16 protein-coding genes are annotated in these 22909 nt (G+C 50.1%); 2 read left to right on the forward strand and 14 right to left on the reverse strand.

Going from position 1 to position 22909, the window contains the following annotated elements:
- Window positions 1–8 precede the first annotated feature (8 nt).
- From IR173_RS14345 to IR173_RS14400, 12 genes are all read right to left on the reverse strand, one after another.
- Window positions 9–1139: an ATP-binding protein gene (locus IR173_RS14345; protein WP_004291480.1), complete on the reverse strand. Its 1131-nt coding sequence runs from the start codon at window positions 1137–1139 to the stop codon at window positions 9–11.
- Between the two features lie 301 nt (window positions 1140–1440).
- A complete protein-coding gene (locus IR173_RS14350) occupies window positions 1441–2046 on the reverse strand; it encodes an RteC domain-containing protein (protein ID WP_004304269.1) in 606 nt (201 codons plus the stop codon).
- Between the two features lie 238 nt (window positions 2047–2284).
- On the reverse strand, window positions 2285–2707 hold the full coding sequence (locus IR173_RS14355) for a dihydrofolate reductase family protein (RefSeq protein ID WP_004291474.1): 423 nt from the start codon (window positions 2705–2707) through the stop codon (window positions 2285–2287).
- Window positions 2708–2986: 279 nt separating this feature from the next.
- Window positions 2987–4309 (reverse strand): sigma-54-dependent transcriptional regulator, encoded by a 1323-nt coding sequence (locus IR173_RS14360; RefSeq protein WP_004291471.1) that lies wholly within the window; start codon window positions 4307–4309, stop codon window positions 2987–2989.
- Window positions 4302–6620 carry a hybrid sensor histidine kinase/response regulator gene (locus IR173_RS14365; RefSeq protein WP_004291467.1) on the reverse strand — a complete coding sequence of 773 codons (2319 nt, stop codon included), beginning with the start codon at window positions 6618–6620 and terminating at the stop codon, window positions 4302–4304. The genes IR173_RS14360 and IR173_RS14365 overlap by 8 nt, the downstream gene beginning before the upstream one ends.
- Complete coding sequence (gene tet(Q) / locus IR173_RS14370) at window positions 6620–8545, reverse strand: tetracycline resistance ribosomal protection protein Tet(Q) (RefSeq protein WP_004291466.1); 1926 nt, start codon at window positions 8543–8545, stop codon at window positions 6620–6622. Before tet(Q) ends, IR173_RS14365 begins: the two co-directional genes overlap by 1 nt.
- A gap of 657 nt (window positions 8546–9202) precedes the next feature.
- Entirely contained in the window at window positions 9203–15019 is a 5817-nt protein-coding gene (locus IR173_RS14375; protein ID WP_004291462.1) for an N-6 DNA methylase, read from the reverse strand.
- Entirely contained in the window at window positions 15009–15461 is a 453-nt protein-coding gene (locus tag IR173_RS14380; protein WP_004304266.1) for a DUF1896 domain-containing protein, read from the reverse strand. Before IR173_RS14380 ends, IR173_RS14375 begins: the two co-directional genes overlap by 11 nt.
- Window positions 15462–15623: 162 nt before the next feature.
- The gene (gene topB, locus IR173_RS14385) at window positions 15624–17711 is read right to left on the reverse strand and encodes a type IA DNA topoisomerase (protein ID WP_237040248.1); all 2088 of its coding nucleotides are present in this window, start codon (window positions 17709–17711) and stop codon (window positions 15624–15626) included.
- Between the two features lie 60 nt (window positions 17712–17771).
- Window positions 17772–19343, reverse strand: coding sequence for a DUF3945 domain-containing protein (locus IR173_RS14390; protein ID WP_004291455.1), 1572 nt, complete (start codon window positions 19341–19343; stop codon window positions 17772–17774).
- 20 nt (window positions 19344–19363) lie between these two features.
- On the reverse strand, window positions 19364–19714 hold the full coding sequence (locus IR173_RS14395; protein ID WP_004291454.1) for a helix-turn-helix domain-containing protein: 351 nt from the start codon (window positions 19712–19714) through the stop codon (window positions 19364–19366).
- A gap of 3 nt (window positions 19715–19717) precedes the next feature.
- Entirely contained in the window at window positions 19718–20143 is a 426-nt protein-coding gene (locus tag IR173_RS14400) for a helix-turn-helix domain-containing protein (RefSeq protein ID WP_004291432.1), read from the reverse strand.
- A gap of 138 nt (window positions 20144–20281) precedes the next feature.
- Here IR173_RS14400 and IR173_RS14405 point away from each other — a divergent pair, with 138 nt between their 5' ends.
- A complete protein-coding gene (locus tag IR173_RS14405) occupies window positions 20282–20581 on the forward strand; it encodes a helix-turn-helix domain-containing protein (protein WP_004291426.1) in 300 nt (99 codons plus the stop codon).
- Between the two features lie 31 nt (window positions 20582–20612).
- The gene (locus tag IR173_RS14410; RefSeq protein ID WP_004291424.1) at window positions 20613–20918 is read left to right on the forward strand and encodes a helix-turn-helix domain-containing protein; all 306 of its coding nucleotides are present in this window, start codon (window positions 20613–20615) and stop codon (window positions 20916–20918) included.
- Window positions 20919–20995: 77 nt separating this feature from the next.
- Here IR173_RS14410 and IR173_RS14415 read toward each other — a convergent pair whose 3' ends face one another.
- Both IR173_RS14415 and IR173_RS14420 read right to left on the reverse strand, forming a co-directional pair.
- Window positions 20996–21358, reverse strand: coding sequence for a hypothetical protein (locus IR173_RS14415; RefSeq protein WP_004291423.1), 363 nt, complete (start codon window positions 21356–21358; stop codon window positions 20996–20998).
- Between the two features lie 11 nt (window positions 21359–21369).
- Window positions 21370–22605 carry a site-specific integrase gene (locus IR173_RS14420; protein ID WP_004291422.1) on the reverse strand — a complete coding sequence of 412 codons (1236 nt, stop codon included), beginning with the start codon at window positions 22603–22605 and terminating at the stop codon, window positions 21370–21372.
- Window positions 22606–22909 lie beyond the last annotated feature (304 nt).

Below are 22909 nucleotides of genomic sequence, written 5' to 3' on the forward strand. Positions count from 1 at the left end.
TTTATTGATTATACGAACTCCAAATAATTCTCCCGATTTACCACATGAAACTCGGCATAGGGATAGGCTTCTTGGAAGGCTTTCGGTGCGGCCGGCATTTTATTTCCCCACTTGAACTCCAAGGCGGTAAGACTGTCGGCACTCTCCTCAATCAGGTCGATTTCCTGTTTGTCGTAGGTGCGCCAGAAATAGAACTCCCTGTGCAGTCCCTCATTGAAGTTCGCTTTGCGCCGCTCTCCGATGATGTAGTTCTCCCACAGCGCACCGACATCCTGCCGAATGGCCAGCGGTGAGAAAGCCCCGATAATGGCATTGCGAATGCCGTTGTCGTAGAAGTACCACTTGCCAGCTTTTGTAACCTCCTTGCGTAGGTTACGCGAATAAGCCCCCAGACGATAGATAACGAAGACCTTTTCCAATAGGTCGAGGTATTTTTCAACGGTCGTCTTGCTCATGCCGAGTTGTTTACCTAACTCTTCGTAAGAAACTTCGCTGCCCAACTGAAAAGCTATCAATCGCAGTAGATCGCGCATCTTGCTCGAATTTTTTAAGCCGTCAATTGCTAAGATATCTTTAAGCAGGTATGCACCGACAATATCACGTAGGTAGTCTGTTTTACGTTCATAGTTCTCCATCATTACTACTTCGGGATAGGAACCGTAAATCAAGCGCGCTTCGAGGTTCTGGCGGGTTTCAAGTGCCGTTTCCGTCTGTGCGATTTCCCGTTGCGAGAATGGTGTAAGGAGAAATTGCGTACTGCGGCCGACCAACGGTTCACCAGTCTTATTCAGCAAATCGAATGACGAAGAACCACTTGCCAAGACACTTATTCCCGGTATTTCATCAACTATCAACTTCAGAATACTACCGATTTGTGGTATGTTCTGTGCCTCATCAATAGCCAGCAAATCAATACCATCCAATAAATGCCGATAATTGGCTATTGAGCGATTCTCCAATAGTGCTAATGTGTCGTAGTCTTCGCCGTTGAGCATCATCGTCCTACCTGAATAGTTGTCCACAATTTTACGCATCATTACCGTTTTACCAACACGGCGAGCACCAAAAATCAGTACTGCTTTATTGGGCGCGATTCGTGCTGTAATCTTCTCTTGAAGTATTCTATTTACTGTTTCCATACCTTATAAAATATAATGCAAAGATAATCATATTTTTTTAATTGGCGAATTTTACAAAAAAAACGGGCTATTAAATGGCGATTTTTACAACCACAATCTTATGGAAGTTGTTTCATTGTTTTTAGTAATGATATATGTTCATACTATGATGACTCAATAATTTACCAGACATACGTTTCTGAAATTTGTCCTTATAGGAATGAAAAACTCACATATATTGTGCTAATTAATATATAATTAAATGAAAATAAAAAGACAGGATACGAGTATTCCTGTCTTCTCATATGTAATGGATATTTTTTTATTTTCTCATCCGCTCCAACTCCTCATCACGCAACATTCTCTCGTTCAGTTTTTCCTGCATCCTGTCAATGAAATAGGTGCGGCTTTCGTTCTTCCGGCGTTTGATATCAGTGTAGAAGCGGTAGCAGTCTTTAGAATCAACCCCGAATATCTTATAGAGAAGTGGGGCGAGCTGTTTGAGCGGCATATTGCCGTTGTTGATGCAGCCCATCACGTCTATGCCGTAGATAAGTTCCACGAGGTCGATGGCATTGCCCGTCCATTGAAGAAGGCTGGCGGTGGTTTCTGTTGCGTTGTTGGCGGATATTAGTGGTGGCACTTGGGGCGTGGCAAGGAATTTCTGCATCTTTCTTACGAAAGACAGAGCCTTGCTGACGTAGGCGGCAATCTCTCTTTTTTCTTCTGACAGATTACGTACGGGATGGTGCTGCAACTCGATTTCGATGTAGGCAAGCGCGATGACGGTAAGGTTCATGTCCATGCCGCCGTTGCACAGTTCGATCACTTGGGTGGCGAAAGCCGTGTATGCCGTTTCCATATTGCAGTCGCCGGCTTCGTTTATCAGGCGGAAAAAGTCGGTTTCCGCCAGCAAGAAATAATTCATGGTTCTGTCAATTTTGAAAATTACACTTTGTTTTCTGCGTGCGCACATGAATATAATTGGCAAAAAACGCGGCAGAAAATAAAAAATCCAACACTCAATTTTACAAAGTGCTGGATTTCAGAGGTATAAAATTCAGTATTTTTTCACAAGGACAAATTATCTCCGACTTAAATTGTTTGTAATCGGAACATTTATTCTATTCCTGAAAATAGAAATGTATGCTTGCCGCACATTTTGGCTATCTTGCTTTTTTATCAAGGATATAGATAATGCGACATACACCGTTGGGATAGCTTTTCAAAGAGGAAAGCGTCCAGTGTTGCTCTGGCAGAGCCGACTTAAAAAAATGTCGTCCGCTTCCGGATATGAAAGGAACGGTGTATAGTATGATTTCATCCACAGCGTGCATCCGCAGCAGTCCGTTTATATAGTCTGCCGTGTCCGGTGTGGCTTCCGCGAGGTAACGGATGTTTGTGCAGTCTTTTCTCCATTCGTGCAGCATTGAAATGGAATAGTCCGGTGTCACACGGTAAAAGGCTTTCTTCCTGATTTCATCAAGACCGCAACGGTCAAGGCACAAATCCTGATGTGCTTTATCATATAACTCTGAAGAAAGACATCCGTCCATCGTCAGTACGGCGAGAATCTGAACTTTACCCATAATCGTTTCCTTTCGTTAGGCAAGGGTAAAAAAGTAGCGTGCAATTCACACTACCTTCAAGCGATGGCTCTGGTAAAGCCTTTACGGAGAGTACGTGAATGCACGCTATGCGTAAGCATAGCATAAGCATCACGCAATCGTCTCCGTAGTTCCAATTTACCAGATTTTCGCTTGAAACGCCTTGCGGTCTTATCCTATATGTTGGCGGCGAAAAGCTCCTGCCAATCGCCGTTTTTCTCAAATGTTATGCAAAGATAGCCAAATTCAGTGAATTACGGGCTATGATTGCTTGAATTTATATTTAAGTCCATACTCTTCAAGTTTGCTGTATAGTGTTGTCCTGCCTATGCCGAGCAGTTCTGCGGCGACACTCCGGTTGCCGTTTGCCTGTTTCAACGCACGCAATATCCGCTCCTTATCCTCCGCGTCATTGCGCAAGGCGAAGCTGACAGTAGAGGTCGGTTTCGTCACGGCAAGTTCCAGATGCTCTTTCATGACAACACCTTCCTGCGCCTGCAATACAGCACCCATAACTTTCTGCCGAAGTTCCCGCACGTTGCCCGGCCATGCGTGTGTCAGCAACGCTTTACGTGCTTCGGAACTGAACCCGCTCACGCTACACTCCAGCTCTCTGTTTGCCATATCACGGAAGAACTCTGCCAGCGGCATAATGTCTTCTTGACAGTCACGCAACGGAGGAACGGTTATCCCGAAGTCGTGCAGGCGGTACAGAAGATCCTGCCGAAAACGCTTTTCATTCACCGATACCTCCAAATCTTCATTGGTAGCAGCGATGATGCGGACATTGAAATTCCGGTCTGCCTTGTCTCCGACCGGGCGATACCGCCTCTCCTGTATGGCACGGAGCAACATCTGTTGGGTTTCCAACGCGAGGTTTCCTACCTCGTCCAGAAACAACGTGCCGCCTTCCGCCTCATGGAAATATCCTTTCTTGGCATTGTCCGCACCTGTAAATGCACCTTTGACGTGTCCGAAGAAAGCCGACGGTGCAAGCTCTTTGGAGAGTGAACCGCAGTCCACCGCCACAAATGGCTTGCCTGCACGTTTGCTCTTGTCATGCAACAGGTGGGCAATATGCTCCTTGCCCGTGCCGTTCTCACCAAATATCATCACGCTCATATCGGTGGCGGCTACCAGCCTTATGCGGTGCATGATTTTCTGAAAGGCGGAACCTTCACGGGCGAATATAGGCATACGGCGTTGTCCTGCCTGACGTTCTTTCAGTATGGAACGGATCAGGGGGACAAGTTTATCCTCCACAAGCTGTTTGGGAATATAGTCTATCGAGCCGAGTTTCATGCTTTCCACGGCGGTATTAACTTCGGCGTAGTCGGTCATAATGATGAAGGGCTGCATCTTTCCCTCCTTTCGCATCCAGCACAAAAGGTCTATGCCACTGCCGTCAGGCAGACGCAGGTCGGCAACCACGATATCATTATCTGTTGCCTGTTGCAGATGTTTCTTCGCGGTTGAGAGGTGGTAAGCCTTCATATTGCGGTAGCCCTCCCGTGACAGCATATTGCAGACATATTCGCAATACACGATGTTGTCTTCCACCACAATTATTTTTGTCTTATTCATCTTCGTATTTTCTCCTTTCCTCTTCTGCCAACCGTATTATTTCCACTCCCTTATCCAGCACGGCAGTCACGGCATGGCTTAACGCTTCACCATCCGGGAGAGCATCGCCACGAAGCAATCCGTAAAGTACATTCAGCGGTTGGTCGGCACGGAGCACCTCCCACGAACTGCGCAGGTGGTGGATCAGGGAATCCAGCTTTTGCAGGTCTTTTTCTTTTGCTGCATCCCGTACCGCCTGCATTTCCTTTTCTGTTTCAGTTATCAACTTTTCCAGCATGACGGCTTCATTGCCATAGGACAATAAGGCGGAAAAGTCCGGTTTCCCGTCCGGTGTCGCTTTTATGGCACACCTGTCGGAAACCTCCATCAGTTCCGATATGGAGAACGGTTTGAACAGGCATCCGGCAAAGCCTTTTGCCAATAGTTCCCCTTTGTTACAACTGCCCGAAGCGGTTGCCACAACCACCGGGATTGTTGGTGAATTGCCCACGTTGGACGAACGCAACAGTTCCAGCAATTCGAAACCGTTTATATCGGGCATATTCAAGTCTGTCAGCAACAGGCTGTATTCTTTCTGGCGTATCATTTCCATCAGTGCCGCAGCATCGGTGCAAGTGTCGCAGTGTATTCCTTCTTGGGAATACATCTCTTTCAGCATCAGAAGTAATACCTCATCATTGTCAATGGCGACAACATCATGGAATTTATTGTTATGATAAACAGGTGTATTGCTTGTATATCCAAGCTGTTCTTCAGCTTCCTGCATAGAAATTTCAACTGTGAAACGACTGCCTTTCCCTTTCTTGCTGTCTAAACGGATTGTTCCGCCAAGCATCGACACAATATTACGCATTATGGCAAGCCCAAGCCCGAAACCCTCCTTTGCGGCGGCATTTGATAGACGTTCAAACGCACCGAACGCTTGTTTCTGTTCCTCTTCTGTCATGCCTGTACCTGTATCTTCAACGACCAGTGTCAGAACTCCATTATCATATTCAGTAATCAAAGAAACACCGCCTTCTTCTGTGAACTTGACAGCGTTTGACAGCAGGTTATTCCCGATTTGTATTATTCGCTCTTTGTCGGTCAATACAATGGCATCGTGTCCAGTCTTCACGGACAAGGACAGCCCTTTGTTCACGGCAACAGGCATGAACTCCGTTTCAAGTGTGTGCGTGATTGCTGAAATCCGGCAGGGTGACAGACGGGGCTGTTCCTTGCCGTTGTCCAGGCGGAAGAAGTCAAGCAAAGTGTTAAGCATATCCCGCATACGGTCGGAGGATTGCAGTATGTTTTGGATATACTGCCCGGACTTATCCTCACACTGTTCTTTCCGTATCAGTCCGGCATAGCCTGTTATTGCTGTCAGCGGTGTGCGCAGTTCATGGGTGATAGTATGTACCGCCTTCTTCCTTGACGTTATCAGTGCCTCGTTCCGTTGTACGGATTGTTCCAGTTGCCTTATCAAATCAGTTGTCTTGTGCTTGTATTGTTTAATGCTTTTTGCATCACGATGTATGATGATGTAGGAAATTAACAACAATAGAAGAACGAATCCCATTAAACCGCCTACTTGCATAAATGACTTTTCACGCATGGCAACTATTTCGTTTTCCCGGCTTTGCAGTTCGGTTTGTACCTTTTCTTCTATTTGGCAAATCAATTCTTGCAGTTGTCTGTTAAGTTCTGCATTACGAGCTGCAAGGCTGTCGGCTTGTTCCGACAATTGGCGATCCTGCACTTTCTGTTCGCTGATTACGTTTCTATTGACCGAATGAAGGATAGTGGTTGATACTGCTGGAGTTACTTCCTTTTTTTTGCCGAATATGCCTAAGAAACCTTTTCGTTTTGGCTTTTTGGACTGTTCCTGCACACTTTTCTGTACAATAACCGGAATTTGATTGGCTATCTTCTTGTTAATAGATTGTTGTTCATCCATTAACCGGACTATCTGGAACATCTGTCGTTCCTTATCCTCTAAAAGACTGCGCACACTATCGATGCGCTCTGCTGGATAGGTGGCCTTGAAACGGCAGAGCATACTGTCCATTGCCATACGCCGTGCATGGTAATGCTCGATATCTTTATCGTTCCATTCCAGTATTGTTTCACCCAATAGAGAAAATTTTATCATTTGAATATTGATATTGTTTATTTCTTTTCGGAGCTCGTCTATTTTTTTATTGCCAAGTTCTAATGCTTCTATCTCCTGCCATTCATAGAGGCTATTATATGCCATACATCCGATAAGAATGGAGATAAGTATATATCCCAACCGTATTGCCTTATAGAAATTTCCTGACCGCTCCATTATTTTAATGACATTGATTTTTGGAACATGAATAAAAGTTTATCTTTTTCGTTCATGCGGATATTATCAGAATAACCGTCTTTTGTTATTTGATACCCACATGGCTTAACCATAAAAATGCCTAAGCCCTTAGTGTACGAACTTACTTCTGAGGCATAGTCTTTACTTGTATTTAATGGAACTTTCCCTTTAATATGACACCACTCATTATTACAACTGATGTCTTCAATCTCAGACATCAGTTTTTGCAAATCTGTAATAGCTTTGGAACTCGCTACTTGGGGTATCTGCAACTCAAAACAGAGCATCGGTTCGAGAATGTCCACACCTGACTGTTGCAAAGCCAGCCTGAAGACATAAGGGGTCAGCTGTCTGAAATCAGCAGGTGTACTTACCGGGCTATAATACTCGGCTTGAGTAAAAGTTACTTTCAGATCTGTCACTTCCCATCCATGTAAACCAGATTGGCAAGACATACGAATCCCTTCAAAAACGGCATTTTGAAAAGAATGGTTCAGATAACCATAGGAGATGTCACTTTCGATTTGCAACCCTGCCCCTAACGGTAAGGGTTCAAGAGTCAGCCCTATTGTGGCCCAGTAAGGGTTGGGTGGTACTTCGATCTGAATAATCTTATTGACCTTTTTTATAGGTCGTTCTTTGTAGATAGTCTTGATCTCATCAAAATGGACCTTTACGGAAAATCGTTCTTCCAGCAATGTCTGTATGATTTCCTTTTGGGTCAAACCATATAACGAGATTTCCAATTCATCACTATATGAGTTTATGGAAAAGGACAAAGACGGGTCTTCAATCCACAATGTATTCAGAGCGGATATCACCTTGCTTCTCTCTTCGGGCTTATTTGGCCGGACGGAGGATTTGAGAGCGGGATGCTGATGAGATAATCCTTGAATCAAACAAGGTTTAGCACCTAAATAATCTCCGATTCGAAAATCTTCTATATCTTCTACAATCGCGATATCATTGGCACCCACTTCATCAACATTTATCTCTCTGCCCTGATAAATAGTCTTTAGATTTTTAATCTTGATGAATTTTTCCGAATCGTTGATTCTTACAACGTCTCGAAGTCTCAGACTTCCGTCAATTATTTTAAGAAAACTTCTTTTATGCCCTTTGGGGTCATGCTCTATCTTATAGAGATAAGCTGAAAGTCTGTTTGAGACTGATGCCGGAGGAAGTATAAAAGAAGAAATGGCGTCCAACAACTCATTGATACCGATATTGAACATTGCTGATCCATGTAGCACCGGATAGACTTTGGCTTTTGCCACAAGAGCGATTATCGTATTCCAATAATCAGCCGGTGAAATTTCGCTATCCGCCAAATATCGTTCTAATATATCGTCGTCATGGTTGCATACAAATTCTTTGTATTCTTCCTTTATATATGTTTGGGAGCAAACCGGATAAACCGATCCATCGACAACAGTTTGCATAAACAGGACATCTTGCGACAGATTTGTTTTTATATCCATATACAAACGCTCCAAATTCACACCGGCACGGTCAATCTTATTGATAAATATAATTGTCGGGATTTGCAGCTTTTGTAAAGTACTGAACAGCAACTTTGTCTGCGCTTGTATGCCTTCCTTTGCGGATAAGATGAGGACTGCTCCATCAAGCATTTTGAATGTCCGCTCCACTTCCGCAATAAAATCCATGTGTCCCGGAGTGTCAATGATATTGCATTTCACTCCATTCCAGATAATAGATGTCGTAGAAGCCCGGACAGTAATTCCTCTACGTTTCTCTATATCCATAGAGTCCGTTATGGTGTCACCATTATCCACACGGCCGCACTTTTCCGTTGCTCCACTGGCAAACAGCAGATTCTCGGTTACGGAAGTTTTTCCTGCATCAATGTGAGCAAGAATTCCTAAATTTATAATATTCATTTGGATTAAGCAATAATATACTACAGTAGATGCATTGTCGAAACGCACCTTTTAATACCTCCTCGTAGCATATGAGAACTACAGGATTACTAACTCGTATTAATATGTATATTATTACTGCCGCATAACGATTACAAAATTACACAAAAAAATATATCTAACAAAAGTGGGAGGATTTTTTAACTTTTTACCATAGACATTTTATTAGGGAAGCGTAGGTTCAACTGGCAAGTACAAATAAGTAGAAATGTTTGAACAACACCGTTTTAGGAAGTTGAAAAATCAAGTTTCTCTCTCGGTATAGCGTTTATTTTGGCCAATATCTTCTTTAGTTTAGCATTTGTGTATTTCCCATTCGTGTTCTATTTAGCTCCTTATTATGAGTATGTAGCAAGTTACTTATCAAATTCAGCCTCTTTGAGGGTCAAATATGGTTTTGCAAATGGTGACTGACAAGACATAAACAAGGTCAGCAGGAATTTTTTACATAAATGGACATGAATGTATATAACCTAAAATAAGAATAAATTTTAATAAGGGCTGCCCAAAAAGAAAAAAATGCAGTTGCCATCCTATAGATACTTGCAGAAAGGATAAAATTTACTTTTAGACCTTTTGGGATAGCCCTTATTAATACTTCAGATAAAATTCCTTAGGTTATATTTTCAATCCTTTGGACCGGGTTTCCTCCTTGGCATACAGTCCCGGACGCCCGATTATGACATGGTTGGCAACGATACTATCCGCCGGACTGCGTATCTGCGGCGGTGCATTTTCGGGATATTGCGCCTGCCTGTTCCTCACATCTTCCGCTTCCGGCTTGAGCTGTTGCCCTTCATTCTCCTTTTCTGCGACTTCGGGCGTGGGTGGCGCAAGCTCCAGCTGAATTTTTCGGTCAAGGGCGGCAAGTTCGGACTTCAACTGCTTCAGCTCGTCCTCCTTCTTCCACACCTTACCCGCTATCTCCTGTAACTGCGGTATCTCCATCTCCAGCACCTCGTTCTTCGCCTTGTACTGGTCGATGATGGAGGGTATCCTCTCCATCGCGTTGAGGAAGTTGCGGGCGGCGGCCAACGGGTCAGCCATCGCCAGATGCCCGTTGTTGTAGGTGTACTTGTAGTTCCCCTCGACCACGAAGCGGTTGTCGGTGAACTCCAATCCCTCTTTGAGTATCCTTTCGCTCACCACCTTTATCGGAAAACCGTAAAGTTCACCGACCTGCGTGTACAACCCTCCGGTCGTGGCATTCTTGGCTATCTCCTGCAAACGCTTTCCGATGACCTTCTCATCGGCGGAATCCACTCCGTCCACCTTTATTATATTAAGGCGGTTGCCCTCCTTGTCGGTCTGCACCACCGACAGGAAGCGGTTCCAGTCCTCCGTCATGGCATCTATGAAAGCCGTGTTGTTGCGCAACTCGCCGGTCTTTGACTCCAGCTTGAACTCCGAATCACGCTTGCCCTTGTTGAACGACTTGCGTTCCCCTTCGAGCGATGCGATCCGCTTTTCCAGTTTCGCCTTGTCCAACAGGTCGGTATTGCCGGAGAGCAACGCCATGTATTCCGAGAAATTCATGCCCGATTTTTCGTCCATTGCCCCCTCGTCGATGGTACGCGCACCCATCGCACCGCTTTTGAGCTGGCTTATGAAAGTCTGCTTGCAGTGCAGGAGGTTGAACTTGTAGCTGTCCAGTGACTTCTCCACCGCGTAGATGATTACATCCACGTTGTTCCCGGCGAAATGTTTGGCAATCTCATTACCTGCCCTAACTCCGCGTCCGTCACGCTGTTGCAAGTCGGACGGTCGCCACGGCGTATCGAGATGATGGATAGCCACACACCGTTTCTGGGCGTTCACACCCGTTCCGAGCATAGAGGTAGAGCCGAACAGCACACGCACCGTCCCGGCGTTCATGGCGTCTATCACCGCCTTCCGCGCCTTGTCGGTCTTGCACTCCTGAATGAAGCGCACCTCGCTTGGCGGTATACCGTAGTCCTCCGTCAGTTTGCGCTTGATTTCCGAATAGACGTTCCACCCGTCGCCCGGCTGGTATGTCCCCAAATCAGAGAAAACGAACTGCGTGCCTTTCTGGGCGTCGTATTTTTGATAATACTCCGCGATCATCTTGGCACAGTGACTCGCTTTGTTGTCGGGATGATCTTCGTAATTCGGGTCTATCATGCGCATGTCGAGTGCCATTTTCCGGGCATAGTCCGTGGCGATGAGCATCTTCGCCTTTTCTTCCGTTTCCGAAAGCGGCAGCCTGCCCAACAAGGTGGCATCGCCCGTCTTGGCGAACTGCATCAGTTTCTGTATGAAGTCCTCCTGTTCCGGCGTGGGCGGTATATGGTGCAGTATCTCGTTCTTGGCAGGACGGTCAACGCCCACATCCTCCGCCGTGCGGTAGTCCGTGATTTCATTATAGAAGGCGGCAAGCTCCGGCACTTTGATGAAGTAGCGGAAACGCTCCTTCTGGACCACATTGTTCGTCACGTTAAATTCAAAATCCGTCGTCTTCTTGGCAAATATCGCCGCCCAAGCGTCGAAACACCTTATGTCCTGCCGTTCCAGCTCCTTCGGGCGCAGGTACTTGAACAGCAGGTACAATTCAGTCAGTGAGTTGCTGATAGTCGTGCCGGAGAGGAAGGTCGCACCCAAGTCTTTTCCTGTGCGCTCCTGTATGGTGCGTATGGCAAAGAGCATGTTAAGTGCCTTCTGGCTTCCCTCGCTGTTTCCCAATCCCGCCACACGGTCGTGGCGCGTGTTGAAAGTCAGATTCTTGAACTGGTGGCTCTCATCTATGAAGATGTGGTCGATGCCCATCTGCTTGAAATCCACCACGTCGTCCGTGCGTGACTTTATGGCGTGTTCCACCTTCTCCAGCTTCGCTTCAAGGTTGTGCTTGCGCTTCTCCAATCCTTTCAGCATCGCCCGCGACACGTTCTTTCCCTGCTGCCGTAGCACTTCGAGGTTTTCCTCCACCGTGTCAAGCTCTGCTTGCAGGATGCGCTGCTGCAATTCCGGCGACTGCGGTATCTTGCCGAACTGGTCGTGCGACATGATGACGCAATCGTAGTCGTTGTTCTTTATATTATTGAAGAAGCGCACACGGTTGGCGGTCGAAAAGTCCTTCTCCGAAGCGTACAGAATACGTGCGTTGGGATATGCCGCCTGATAGGTGGCTGCAATCTCCGCAACGTTGGCTTTCAGCCCGATAATCATCGGCTTGTGTGCCAAATTCAGACGCTTCATCTCATGCGCGGCGATGCACATTATCAGCGTCTTACCGGTTCCCACCTCGTGGTCGCAAATTCCGCCGCCGTTCTGTTTCAACATCCAGACGCAATCCATCTGTGAGGGATAGACGCTCTTGATACCCCGGCTTGCCAGCCCTTTCAGGTTGAGGTCGGGAAAGGTCTGATGGGAGCCGTCGTAGCGCGGGCGCACGAAACAGTTGAACTTGCGGTTATACATCGTCACAAGCCGCTCCTTGAACTGCGGCGACTGCTCTTCGAGCCATTCGGAGAAGCCGTTTCGTATCTCGTCAATCTTGGCGTTGGCGAGTTGTATTCCCTCGCTGTCGCGCATCTTGATGTCGTTGCCATGCTCGTCCTTGCCGATGGACTTCATCATGTCAGGGCAGGTGTTGTGCAGGGCGTGTTTTAGGAGGTGCATACCGTCATAGTTCCGGTAATACCCCTTCACCAGAAACTCGTCCGTGATTTTCATGGTGCGGTAGCCGCACACCACCGAAAACTCGTCCATGCTTGCGGAATAGGCGATTTTCACCTCCGTGTCGAACAGCCGGCTCATGTAGGCGGCATAGACACCCGTCGGAATCCAGCGTTCCCCGAAATTGAAGTCCAGATCCTCGAAGGCGATGCGCTGCGGCTCGGCATCTTTCAGAGCCTCCAACGCCTGCTTCACCTCCGGCATACGCTCATTTTCGGGATTGTCACCCATCCATGCCTCTATGCGTTCCGCTTTCTCTATGACATTTCCGGCGATGAAACGGTCTTTGATTTCGTAACCGGTCACGAGCGGATTGTAGTAGATGCGCCCTTGCAGGGCAGTGAGCAAATCCTCCGCCGTGCTGTCGGTTATCTCCCGCATATAGTCGAGATTGACCGTACCATATTTGTTGAGCGACGCAGACAGGGCTTCTTCGGGAGAGCCTACGTTGGCATGGCTCTCCACCGCGAAGGAAACAGGATGCTCGAAGATGTCCGCCTTGACGAACTTTCCGTTTTCCATCCGTTCCAGCGAAAGGATGTCGCGCCCGCCCGCATCCATCATCACTAACTTCACGTTCTGCTTGGCGTTGAGGTTGCCGTAGCGCATGACAAACTCATCGTAACAGGTATTCAGATGCTCTCGCCACGGAACATTTGCCTCGCGCCGGAGCGATTCATAACGGTACAGACGCTCGTAGGCGTCACGCAGCGACACATACAACAACGCCTTTTCCTTCTGGTATCCTTTCAGGTCGAGCGGCTGGAATGTCGCCCCGTATGGCGTGATGTCTTTCAGGTAGCCGATGTTATGACGCCCCCGGTCAGCCACCAGCGACCCTTCGCGCAGGTGCATCTCCGGCGTGCGGTGGTAGGCACGCGGAGAAAGGTCCACGACTTCCTCCTTCGGCTTTTCCGCTTCGATGTCGGGGAAAAGGAAAGTCCCCACCGCTTCCGATGGGGTATCTGTAACGGCAGGTGCGGCGACTGCCTCCGGCTGTGTTTCCTCCTGTCGTGGCTGCTCACGGGAAGTTTCCGGCACGGCTTTCACTTCCGTCTTTTCCGCCACTTGTTTCTCGTTATGCTGCCTTGCCAGTTCCCGAAGTTCTTTCCTACGCTCCGGCGTCAAACCCATCATCATTTCATAGAAACCGTTGATGGGAGGATTGGTATCCCAGTCCAGTGTGGCATAGATGTCGTCCGGGTCGGCAGGCTTGGCGGTGTTCTCCGCTTTCACCTCCTTATTCTCCATTGCGGGTTTTGCAGTTGGAGCTGTCGGTGTAACCGTGACTTTCGGTTTGGGCGGAGTGGACTTTGCCGTAACTGCCTTTTTCACCGTCTTTTTCTTTTTGGAGGTTTTCGGTTGGCTGACCTCTTCCGTCATCCCCCAGAGGTCAAGCAGGGTGAGCTGCACGCCTGCGGAATATTGCGGGCGCGGTTCTATCTCCGGCTTTTCATCTGCGGGTTGCGGCTTTTCTGTCGGAGTTTCCACCGTCTGCGCCGAGGATACTGTTTCCAATTTTATGGCAGGACGCTCTACTTTATTTTGAACGGCAACTTTTTCTTCCGTTCCTGCCTGCCGGATTGAACCCGAATACAAGCGCATGGCAAGCCTGTAATGGAAATCCTCGTCGAGCATACGGCGCAAATCCCCGGCGATGCCTGCTGCCTTGCCCTCGTGCAGATAAACCATAGCGGGCTTCCCGTAGGGGTCTGTGTCAAGTTTCGCCATCGTATGCACGATGCGTTCCGGGTGGTGGATGAAATAGGCGTTGTCGGTCAGGGCGGTTTTCGTGTCCGTCTGTATCACGGTCATCAGCCGCTCGTCCTGCGACATTTCCTTCTTGCTGAGGTTCTTTTGCAGGACAATCAGGTCACTGCCCACCTCCGTGCCCGCGTTGTCCGTGAACAGGTTGTTGGGCAGGCGTATCGCGGATACCAGATTGGCCTGACTGAACAGCTCGTTACGCACGGAGGTCTTGGTGCTATTCAATACCCCTTGCGAGGTGATGAACGCCACGATACCGCCGTCACGCACGGCATCCAGTCCTTTGAGAAAGAAATAGTTGTGGATGGTTTTCTGGGCGGAGCGTCTGCCGAAAGAGTCGCTCCGCTGAAACTCCGCGTCGAACACGGCAATGTCACCGAACGGAATGTTGGACACCGCCAAGTCGAAATAATTGTTGAACGGTCTTTCGATTTTCTCAAAACCGCAGGTGCGCATTTTCTGGTCGGGATAGAGATGCCTCAAGATTGTACCCGTGAGCAGATCCTTCTCGAAAGCCATCACATCCGCATTGGGGCTGTGCCGCAGCATGGAATCCACGAACACGCCGACACCTGCCGACGGTTCGAGCATACGGGCGGGGCGGACGCTGTAATCTGCCAGCACGTCCGCGATGGTGTCGGTTATCTCTTTGGGGGTGTAGAAAGCGGTCAGCACGGACGCTTTCAGCGAATCCACAAACCGCTTGTACTCTGTTTCGTCCTTGCTGTTCTCACGGATAAGCCTGTGCAGCTCCACCGTCGGGGCGAACAGTTCGAGGTCGGATTTCGCCCACCGGACGGCATCCGTCAGTTCCTTTGCAGGGTTGAGGATACATTTCAGACCGCCGAAACCGCAGTACCTTTGAAGTATGGCACGCTCTTCGGTTGTCGCTGTCCTATTTTCCCTGTCAAGGATGAATGCCGTCCGTATCGCCTCGATGTTGTCCCGCAGTTTCTGTTTGCGGTTAAACGCCATATTCGTCTAAGTAAAGGACGGTTGCTCCCGTCAGCTCCGTGTAGAGCAGGTCGTAATCGGAAGACAGGGCGAAATTGTCATCCGAGAGGTCATAGACGGAGAACACGTTGCCGACAAGCGGCAGCAGTTTCAGGACAAAGGCTTCACGCTTCTCTTCCGGCACTTCATCGGCAAACTCGTTTTCCACGACTTCGCGGAGGATGGCGTAACGGGAATAATGCAGCCCGCGCAGCAGCGTGTCCATCGCCAGTTCCTGCGCACCATCGGCGGGATAGCCTTCAAGCCGTGCCCTCTCATACGTTTCGGCGGCACGGTCGGCCCGTTCCCGTATGAAAGCGGTGTCGTCAGCCTGTTCAAACTTGTTCGTGCGGAGATAGTCCAGCAGGTACAGACCGTAATAGGAAAAGTCGGTCTGACCCTCGTTTTTCTTCTTGTTGTTCATTACTTTGGATTTAGCGGATTGATAATTAACGGGATAATCGGTTGGAAAAAGGAAGAAAAAGGCACTCGGTATCCCTCCGAGTGCCACCACTAAATCCAAAGTATGAGTGTAATCCGGTATCGAAGAACAATTCATTACTCTGAACAAGTGGCAAAGTTAATACTATTTCTTCCGTCCTGAAAATTTCTTGTCCTTTTTAGCCTCCGGGAACACAAAAGTCGTGTTATATTCCCCGTCAAAGGCGACAACAGCATCGAAACTCTTGCCCTGTTTGCTCTTGAACCCTTTGAGCAGCTTGGTATGCCCTTCGGTGAGCAGGTCTTTGATTTCATCGTCGGACAGGGTGCGTCCCGCTTTCAGCCGGAACACGGGCAGTCCGCACTCCGTGTTGTCGCAGCGTACCACCTTGCCGTAGAACCGCATCCTGCCCGTGCCACACTTGGGACACGCGCAGCCGGAGTCACGGCTGCCGAAGAGCTTGTCGCACGAGATCAGTTCGGAGGTTATCTCACGTGTGTACGCCTCTATCTCCTTGCGGAAGGTGTCGTCGGACAGTTCCCCGCGCTCGATACGCGCCAGCTCCTTTTCCCATTCGCCCGTCATGGCAACATCGGCGATGCGCATCGTCTTGACGACGGAATTGAGGGCAAGTCCTTTTTCGGTGGGAACAAGCGACTTCTTGCAGCGTTCCATGTAACCGCGCTTGAAAAGCGTTTCGATGATGGAGGCGCGTGTGGCGGGAGTACCGATGCCACAGTCCTTCATCACCTGCCGCAGTGCGTCGTCCTCAATTTCCTTGCCCGCCGTTTCCATTGCCGAGAGCAGGGTGGCTTCGGTATGCAGCGGCTTGGGTTTGGTCTTTCCTTCGGTAATGGACGAGCCTTTCGGTGTCAGCGTGTCGCCTTCCTGCCAGCCGGGGATGGTAATTTCCTCTTTTTCCTCGCCATAGACGGCACGCCATCCGGTTTGCTTCACGACGCTGCCTTTTACGGTAAACTCCACTCCGGCACATTCCGCCGTGACAGTGGTCACATCCTTGACGCATTTCTCAGAGAATGCCTCGACCATGCGCCCGGCAATCATCTGATAGATGGTATTGTCCTCTTTGGAGAGGAAGAGCGGTTTCTCACCCGTGACGAGCAGGGCATGGTGGTCTGTCACCTTGCCGTCGTCCACGCTGCGGCGTGTCGGGGCGGCTTTTGCCCGCACCTTGTCTTTCCATTCGGGCTGTGTGCCGATGAAAGCGAGCAGTTTGGGAATTTCGGCAAACACGTCTTCGGGGATGTAGCGGCTTCCCGTTCTCGGATAGGTTATCAACTTCTTTTCGTAGAGTTTCTGCGCGATTTCAAGCGTCTGTTCCGCCGTGAAGCCGTGCTTGGCGTTGGCTTCTTTCTGGAGCGTGGTCAGGTCGTAGAGCAAGGGAGTTTCCTCCGTCTTCTCCTTGCGCTCGGCTTTCGTGACAGTGGCGCAACCTGCCGCCTTTACCTTATTATATAGTTCCATCGCCGGTTCTTTCTCTTTCCATTTCTCGGAGGATGAGAATTTCACGACTTCGCCGTCGCAACCGTCCGTTGCGATATGGAGCTGCCAGAATGCTTCGGACGTAAAGCGGCGGTTCTCCCAGTAGCGTTCACATACCATAGCCAACGTTGGTGTCTGCACCCGCCCCACGGAATACGTGCCGTGTCCGGCGGCGATGGATAACGCCTGTGTGCCGTTGATGCCCACGAGCCAGTCGGATTCGCTCCGCGCTTTGGCGGCGAGGTAGAGGTTGTCGTATTTGCTGCCGTCTTCGAGTTTCCGCAGTCCCTCGCGGATAGCTTTGTCGGTGAGAGAGCTGATCCACAGGCGCACGAAAGGAGTGGTGCAACCCGTATAGTGGTAGAGGTAGCGGAAGATAAGCTCTCCCTCGCGTCCGGCATCGGTCGCCACGATGATATGTTCGCTTGTGTCGAACAGTCTTTTGATGACTTTTATCTGCGACACCACGCCGCTGTCGGGCTTGTAACCTTTCTCCGTCCTGACCTGACGGGGGACGAGCGTGAATGTGTCGGGAATAATCGGGAGGTTGTCACGGACAAATCCGCGCACGCCGTAGCCGTCGGGCATGGCAAGCTGAACGAGGTGTCCGAATGCCCATGTCACGGCATAACCGCCTCCCTCGAAATATCCTTCCTCTCTCTTTGTCGCGCCCACGATGCGGGCGATTTCACGTGCCACGGAGGGCTTTTCTGCAATGATTGTCTTCATGTCTTCTTCTTTTTTGTTGATACTTTGGATTTTATTTTGGATTCAGTGGCGGACACGGGATTACATTTTCATGCCCTTGCCCGTTTTCTTCTGCGGCTTCTCCTGCTGCTGTTGCTGGCGGGCGTCCTTCGGGTTGGTCTGACCTTTCTGCAACGGCTCTCTCAGATTCTTTGTAGCCTCGTTGGTCTTGCCATCGTTGTTCACCGCCACCTGCGTGCGGCTCTCGTTGGACGGAGCAACCTGCTGTGCATTGTCAGGGTTCGTGTCGTAGCGGTACGGGCGTCCCTTCTCCGGGTTGAACTTGATATACATCGTGGCATGGAAGCCCTGCTTGTCGGTCACGTTCTCCAGCTTCACGGCTTTACCCGCCACATAGTCGGCTTTCTGCTGGTCGGTGAAGCTCACGCCGCTCCATTTGCTGATGGGGCGGATGCTGCCGTCCTCGTTCGTCCACGTGTTGCGGCGTTGCTCCTTCTTGGTCTGTGCGGCATTTTCCCCGCCCTGCGCCTGACTTTTCGATGTGTCGCCTTTGGTTTCCTGTGTCTGTGCGGTACGGGGCGACTTGCCGGTTCCCGGCACGAACTCCACGCCGCGCTGCTCCACGTTCACTTGCAGGGTGGTGACGAACTTTCTGCCGTCGTTGCGCTCGATGAGCTTGTCGCGTACGGGCAGTCCGGCGCGGAGCATGTCCCGCTCCTGCGTGGTGATTTCCGTCTTGCCGATGCGCTCCGGGATGCGCACCCTGCTTGCCGGAATGTCCGTGATTTCATTCGTCTTGCGGTCGATGCTGATGTAGGAGGGGATGATCTCGCCCGTTTCCCTGTCCACAATGTCCACGACCCTACCGAGATTGCCCGTTTCGCGGAGGTTCTTCCGGTCATTGTCGGAGAATTTGTGTTCCTTGTACTCATCCAGCTTCTGCTCCTTGCGGATGAAGTGCGGCACGAGGCTGATGTTTCCCTCACCGTCCTTCTTGAAGGAGAGGCGGGCGTCCAGCTCGAATGATTCGCCGCCGAAGGTCGGTTTGACCTTTACCAAGTCGGACTTGCCATAGTTGAGCATCTTCGTAAGGTCGCCGGACTTTTCAAGGTTGTCCCGCTTTACGCCCCATCTGTCCTCCAGCTCCTGCCAGTTGATTTTACTCTCGTCGATGGGCTGGTAGCCACGTTTGCCCTGCATCTGTTCGGATTTGTCCTGTTGCTGTTCTTTCCGTTGTTCCATGTTCTCCTGTTTTTGAGGTTCTTGTTTCTCTGTCTGTTGTGCTGCCATCTCTTCCTGCACCTTCTTCTCATAGTCGGAGGTGTCCACCTTGTGAGGGGCGAGCAGCTCCTTGTTCGCTTCGGGGTCTTTCAGCAGTTGCTTCATCACCTCTAAGAGATTTTCAGCTTGGTCTGCCGCAATGCGGTAGAAACCGAAGCGGCTGGGTTCCTTGCACTGCCGGAAGAAGTTCTTGAAGAAGTTGTCCAGCACGTCGCCATGTCGGTCGAATTGCAGGAAACTCTGCGCGTTCTCCGCTTTTGCGGGGGTGCGCTTGGGTGTGCCGTCCGCGTTCAGCCCGGCTACCACGCTGATCTCGCCTGTCTTCTCGTCACGGACTACCAGCACGTCCTTTTCGTCTTTTTTCTTTGCCATCTGAAAAATGTTTTAATGGGTTATTTATGAAAGAAATTATGGATACGAGCCTTGTAGAAGGCTATATCTTCCTTTTTGAAGTCCTTGATATGGTTGGAAAGGAATGTCAGCACGTCCTCCTCGCTGTAATAGGTCTTCTTGCCCAGCGTCTTGTAGGGCAATGCGCCTACGCTGCGGTAGCGTTGGAGGGTGCGTTTGCTTATCTGGAGCAACATGCACAAATCCTGATTGTCGAAAAGGCGGATGCTTTCCGTGATAGTGGGCTGTTTCCCCTCAGCCTTCATCGCCAGCAGCAGTTCGTCCTGACGGTCGAGCCGTTCCATCAGCTTCTGCATCCAGCCCTCGAAGTTGTTTCGTGTGAGCAGTTCCATGACCTATGTCCTCCTTCCTTTTGGTTTGCCGCCCGTGCGCAGCGTGTGGTTGTGGAACAGGGTGTCTATTGTCCCTTCCTCGTTCCTTACTGTGTTGTCCTCCAATAGCCGCAGTATCTCGGAAAGGCGGTAGCGGCAGCTTCCGCGTACCACCACATACTCGATACGGTGGTCGGTGCGCATACGCTGCATGGTGCGCTTGCTCACGTTGAGCATCTTCGCCGCCTGTGCCGTGTCAAGCAGCTTGTCTTCGGTTTCCCGCTTCCGTTTCTTCTCGTCCCTTGCCTCGCGGATGTACCCTGCGATGTTCGCAATCTGCGCCATCATCTCCTTGTAGGCGGAACTTTCCATTGTTATCACTTTCATGTTCAGTCCTTTCTTTTTGTTTCTGCGACAAAATTCGGCAATAAACAAAAGGGGCTTTAACAACTCACTACGTGACTCACGTAAGATTTTTGCGGAAGATGGCTCCGTAACCCGGTCAAACGGCGCAACAGGCAGCCTTTCAGCGGAAAACGATACGTCTTGTATGCCGTTTCGTTACCTTTGCGGCAAACTCTAAATGACATGAATATGGAAATAGTATCTATCGAGAAAAAGACTTTCGAGATGATGGTGGCGGCATTCGGCGCACTCTCGGAGAAGGTCGCCGCCCTGAGGCGCAAAAGCGACACGGGGCGCATGGAAAGATGGCTCACGGGCGAGGAGGTCTGCGGGCAGTTGAGAATAAGCCCGCGCACGTTGCAGACGCTGCGTGACAGGCGGCTTATCGGCTACTCGCAGATAAACCGCAGGTTCTATTACAAGCCAGAGGAGGTGAAGCGGCTGATACCGCTTGTCGGCACGCTCTATCCGCACGGCAGATGATTTGATTTATTCACCCACTGAATCCGAAGTTATGATGAACGAGAACAACGATGTTTTTACGATGGAAGACGAGCCGATAGCCTCTGTGGTGCAGGATATGCGCAAAGGCTCGAAATGGCTGTCCGCATTTCTGGAAAGCTACCGTCCTCCGCTGGACGGGGAACGTTACCTGACGGACGGCGAGGTGTCGGAACTGCTCCGTGTGAGCCGGCGCACCTTGCAGGAATACCGCAACAACCGCGTGTTGCCCTTCATACTTTTGGGAGGGAAGGTGCTTTACCCGGAAACGGGGCTGCGCGGGGTACTGGAAGCGAACTACCGCAAGCCGCTGGAGTGAGGCGGTTTCATGAAAAAGTAAACGGGTGACACCTTTTGTGGTGCTACCCGTTTACTTGTCTTATGGGGTATGTGCAATCAGCAATACCCGGCTTTTCCGTTCTGTATGAACATCACGTATGTCTGCCGTTTCTCTTGTGAGAGTGCCTTTCCCACCAGCCATGTGCGGAACAGGTGGGTGTTGTAGGTATTCACCCTGAAAGCGACCGGGATGATGATTTCAAGGGCGTACACGTCCGCGTGCAGCCCGTTTTCAAGCTGCATGTAGCGGCACACCTCGTAGTCGTTCAGCACGTCCGACTTGCGGACGGCTCTGATGGCGGCGTTCACTGCCGGGACGGTCGTATGGAACAATCCGGCTATTTCGGTGGCGGTCATCCACACGTCGTTACCGGTTACGCTGACTGCCTTGTCCTCGATGATGATTGTGTCACGTTTCATGGCTTTTCTTTTTAGATGGTGCAACCTGCAAATTCCTCGACGCCGTTCAATCTTGCGGCAAGGTTCTCCATGTCCTGATTGAGCTTCTCTTTGGTTATCTTTGCGTAAATCTGCGTCGTCTTTATGCTCTTGTGTCCGAGCATGGAGCTGACCGTTTCGATGGGAACACCGTTGGAGAGGAATATCGTCGTGGCTGCCGTGTGGCGGCTCTGATGCCACGTGATATGCTTGGTGATGCCGCAACGCTTGGCGACGGCACGGATACCGGCAAGGCACGTGTTATAATGCGGAACGGGAAATATCCTGCCGTCCCCGCACAGTCCCCGGTATTTGCCGATTATGCGGTTGGCGATGTCGAGCAGGCGGATGTTGGACACCACGCCCGTTTTCTGGCGGTTGATGTTTATCCACTCGTGTTCGTCGAAGTAGGTGCGGATATTCTCTTCCGTAAGGTTGCGCATATCCGCGAACGACAGCCCCGTGAAGGCGCAGAACAGGTAGAGGTCGCGGTACAATTCCTGTTTGGCGTTTTTCAGTTTCCCCTCCATCAGCAGGCGGATCTCATCTTTGGTCAGGAAACTGCGTGTTGTTTCCTCCTTCTTGATTTCATACTCGCGGAACGGGTCGCGCGTCAGCCACTCGTTGTTGATGGCGATGAATACCATCGTCCGTAACGGGCAGACGTACAGCCACACGGTATTGGTGCAGCAGTGCTTGTCCGTGCGCAGGAACATCTCGAAGTCGGAGATGAAAGCCGGGGTAAGCTCTTTTAGGGCGATGTCCTTCACATGGTAGCGGATGTCGAGGAACTCTTGCATGTGCTTGTAAACGGTGCGGTACTTCAGCAGCGTGCCTTTGGCTTTCATGCCTGCCTCCACCTGCTTCTCGTAGTCCTCGTTGTGCTGGCGGAACACCTGCATCAGCGTGTGGTAGCGGTGTTCCAGTCCGAGAAAGGCGTTCTTCACCTTCTCCGCCGTGACGAAGTTGTCACGCTCCATGATTTCCTGATAATGCCTGTTGATGCGTACCCGCATCTTGTCAAGCATACGGTTCGTTTCGAGTGCCGCCGTGCTTCTGCCCGTGACACGTCCACCTTTGGTGTCCCACAGTTTCGGATCGACAGTCAGTTTGCAGCTGAACTGTGTCTGGCTGCCGTCCACCGTGATGCGTCCCATGACGGGAACTGTCCCGTCCTTTTTCACTACCTGACGCTTGAGGTAGTAGATTACTGAAAATGTACTCTTCATTGTCCTTAATTTTTGGGTTTCAAAATTAGTTGGTGAAGAGTCCGGTGTTGGTACGCAAAACGGGGAGGAACGGCGCAATCTTTTTCCGTAACCTGATTTTTCGCATGAGTTATGGATAACTCACTATTCCTTAGAGCCTTGTTTCGCTATTCGTACCCGTTTGTCGCATTTTCGGGCATGGTTACGAACAAGTAACGTAGCGGCGTCAGGATTTGGCTTCGGCAGGGATTGTAATGGCTTCACGGATTATCGCCACTTCAACCAAAACCCTTGTAACTCAATTCTATCACTATATCTTTCCGCA

It is taken from the genome of Phocaeicola faecalis (assembly GCF_021730445.1).
GTDB lineage: Bacteria > Bacteroidota > Bacteroidia > Bacteroidales > Bacteroidaceae > Phocaeicola > Phocaeicola faecalis.

What these genes read in the sequence shown, in the direction of transcription:
- IR173_RS14345 (WP_004291480.1), bottom strand. Translation starts at nt 1,139, where the DNA reads ATGGAAACAGTAAATAGAATACTTCAAGAGAAGATTACAGCACGAATC.
- IR173_RS14350 (WP_004304269.1), bottom strand. Translation starts at nt 2,046, where the DNA reads ATGAATTATTTCTTGCTGGCGGAAACCGACTTTTTCCGCCTGATAAAC.
- IR173_RS14355 (WP_004291474.1), bottom strand. Translation starts at nt 2,707, where the DNA reads ATGGGTAAAGTTCAGATTCTCGCCGTACTGACGATGGACGGATGTCTT.
- IR173_RS14360 (WP_004291471.1), bottom strand. Translation starts at nt 4,309, where the DNA reads ATGAATAAGACAAAAATAATTGTGGTGGAAGACAACATCGTGTATTGC.
- IR173_RS14365 (WP_004291467.1), bottom strand. Translation starts at nt 6,620, where the DNA reads ATGGAGCGGTCAGGAAATTTCTATAAGGCAATACGGTTGGGATATATA.
- IR173_RS14375 (WP_004291462.1), bottom strand. Translation starts at nt 15,019, where the DNA reads ATGGCGTTTAACCGCAAACAGAAACTGCGGGACAACATCGAGGCGATA.
- IR173_RS14380 (WP_004304266.1), bottom strand. Translation starts at nt 15,461, where the DNA reads ATGAACAACAAGAAGAAAAACGAGGGTCAGACCGACTTTTCCTATTAC.
- topB (WP_237040248.1), bottom strand. Translation starts at nt 17,711, where the DNA reads ATGAAGACAATCATTGCAGAAAAGCCCTCCGTGGCACGTGAAATCGCC.
- IR173_RS14390 (WP_004291455.1), bottom strand. Translation starts at nt 19,343, where the DNA reads ATGGCAAAGAAAAAAGACGAAAAGGACGTGCTGGTAGTCCGTGACGAG.
- IR173_RS14395 (WP_004291454.1), bottom strand. Translation starts at nt 19,714, where the DNA reads ATGGAACTGCTCACACGAAACAACTTCGAGGGCTGGATGCAGAAGCTG.
- IR173_RS14405 (WP_004291426.1), top strand. Translation starts at nt 20,282, where the DNA reads ATGAATATGGAAATAGTATCTATCGAGAAAAAGACTTTCGAGATGATG.
- IR173_RS14410 (WP_004291424.1), top strand. Translation starts at nt 20,613, where the DNA reads ATGATGAACGAGAACAACGATGTTTTTACGATGGAAGACGAGCCGATA.
- IR173_RS14415 (WP_004291423.1), bottom strand. Translation starts at nt 21,358, where the DNA reads ATGAAACGTGACACAATCATCATCGAGGACAAGGCAGTCAGCGTAACC.
- IR173_RS14420 (WP_004291422.1), bottom strand. Translation starts at nt 22,605, where the DNA reads ATGAAGAGTACATTTTCAGTAATCTACTACCTCAAGCGTCAGGTAGTG.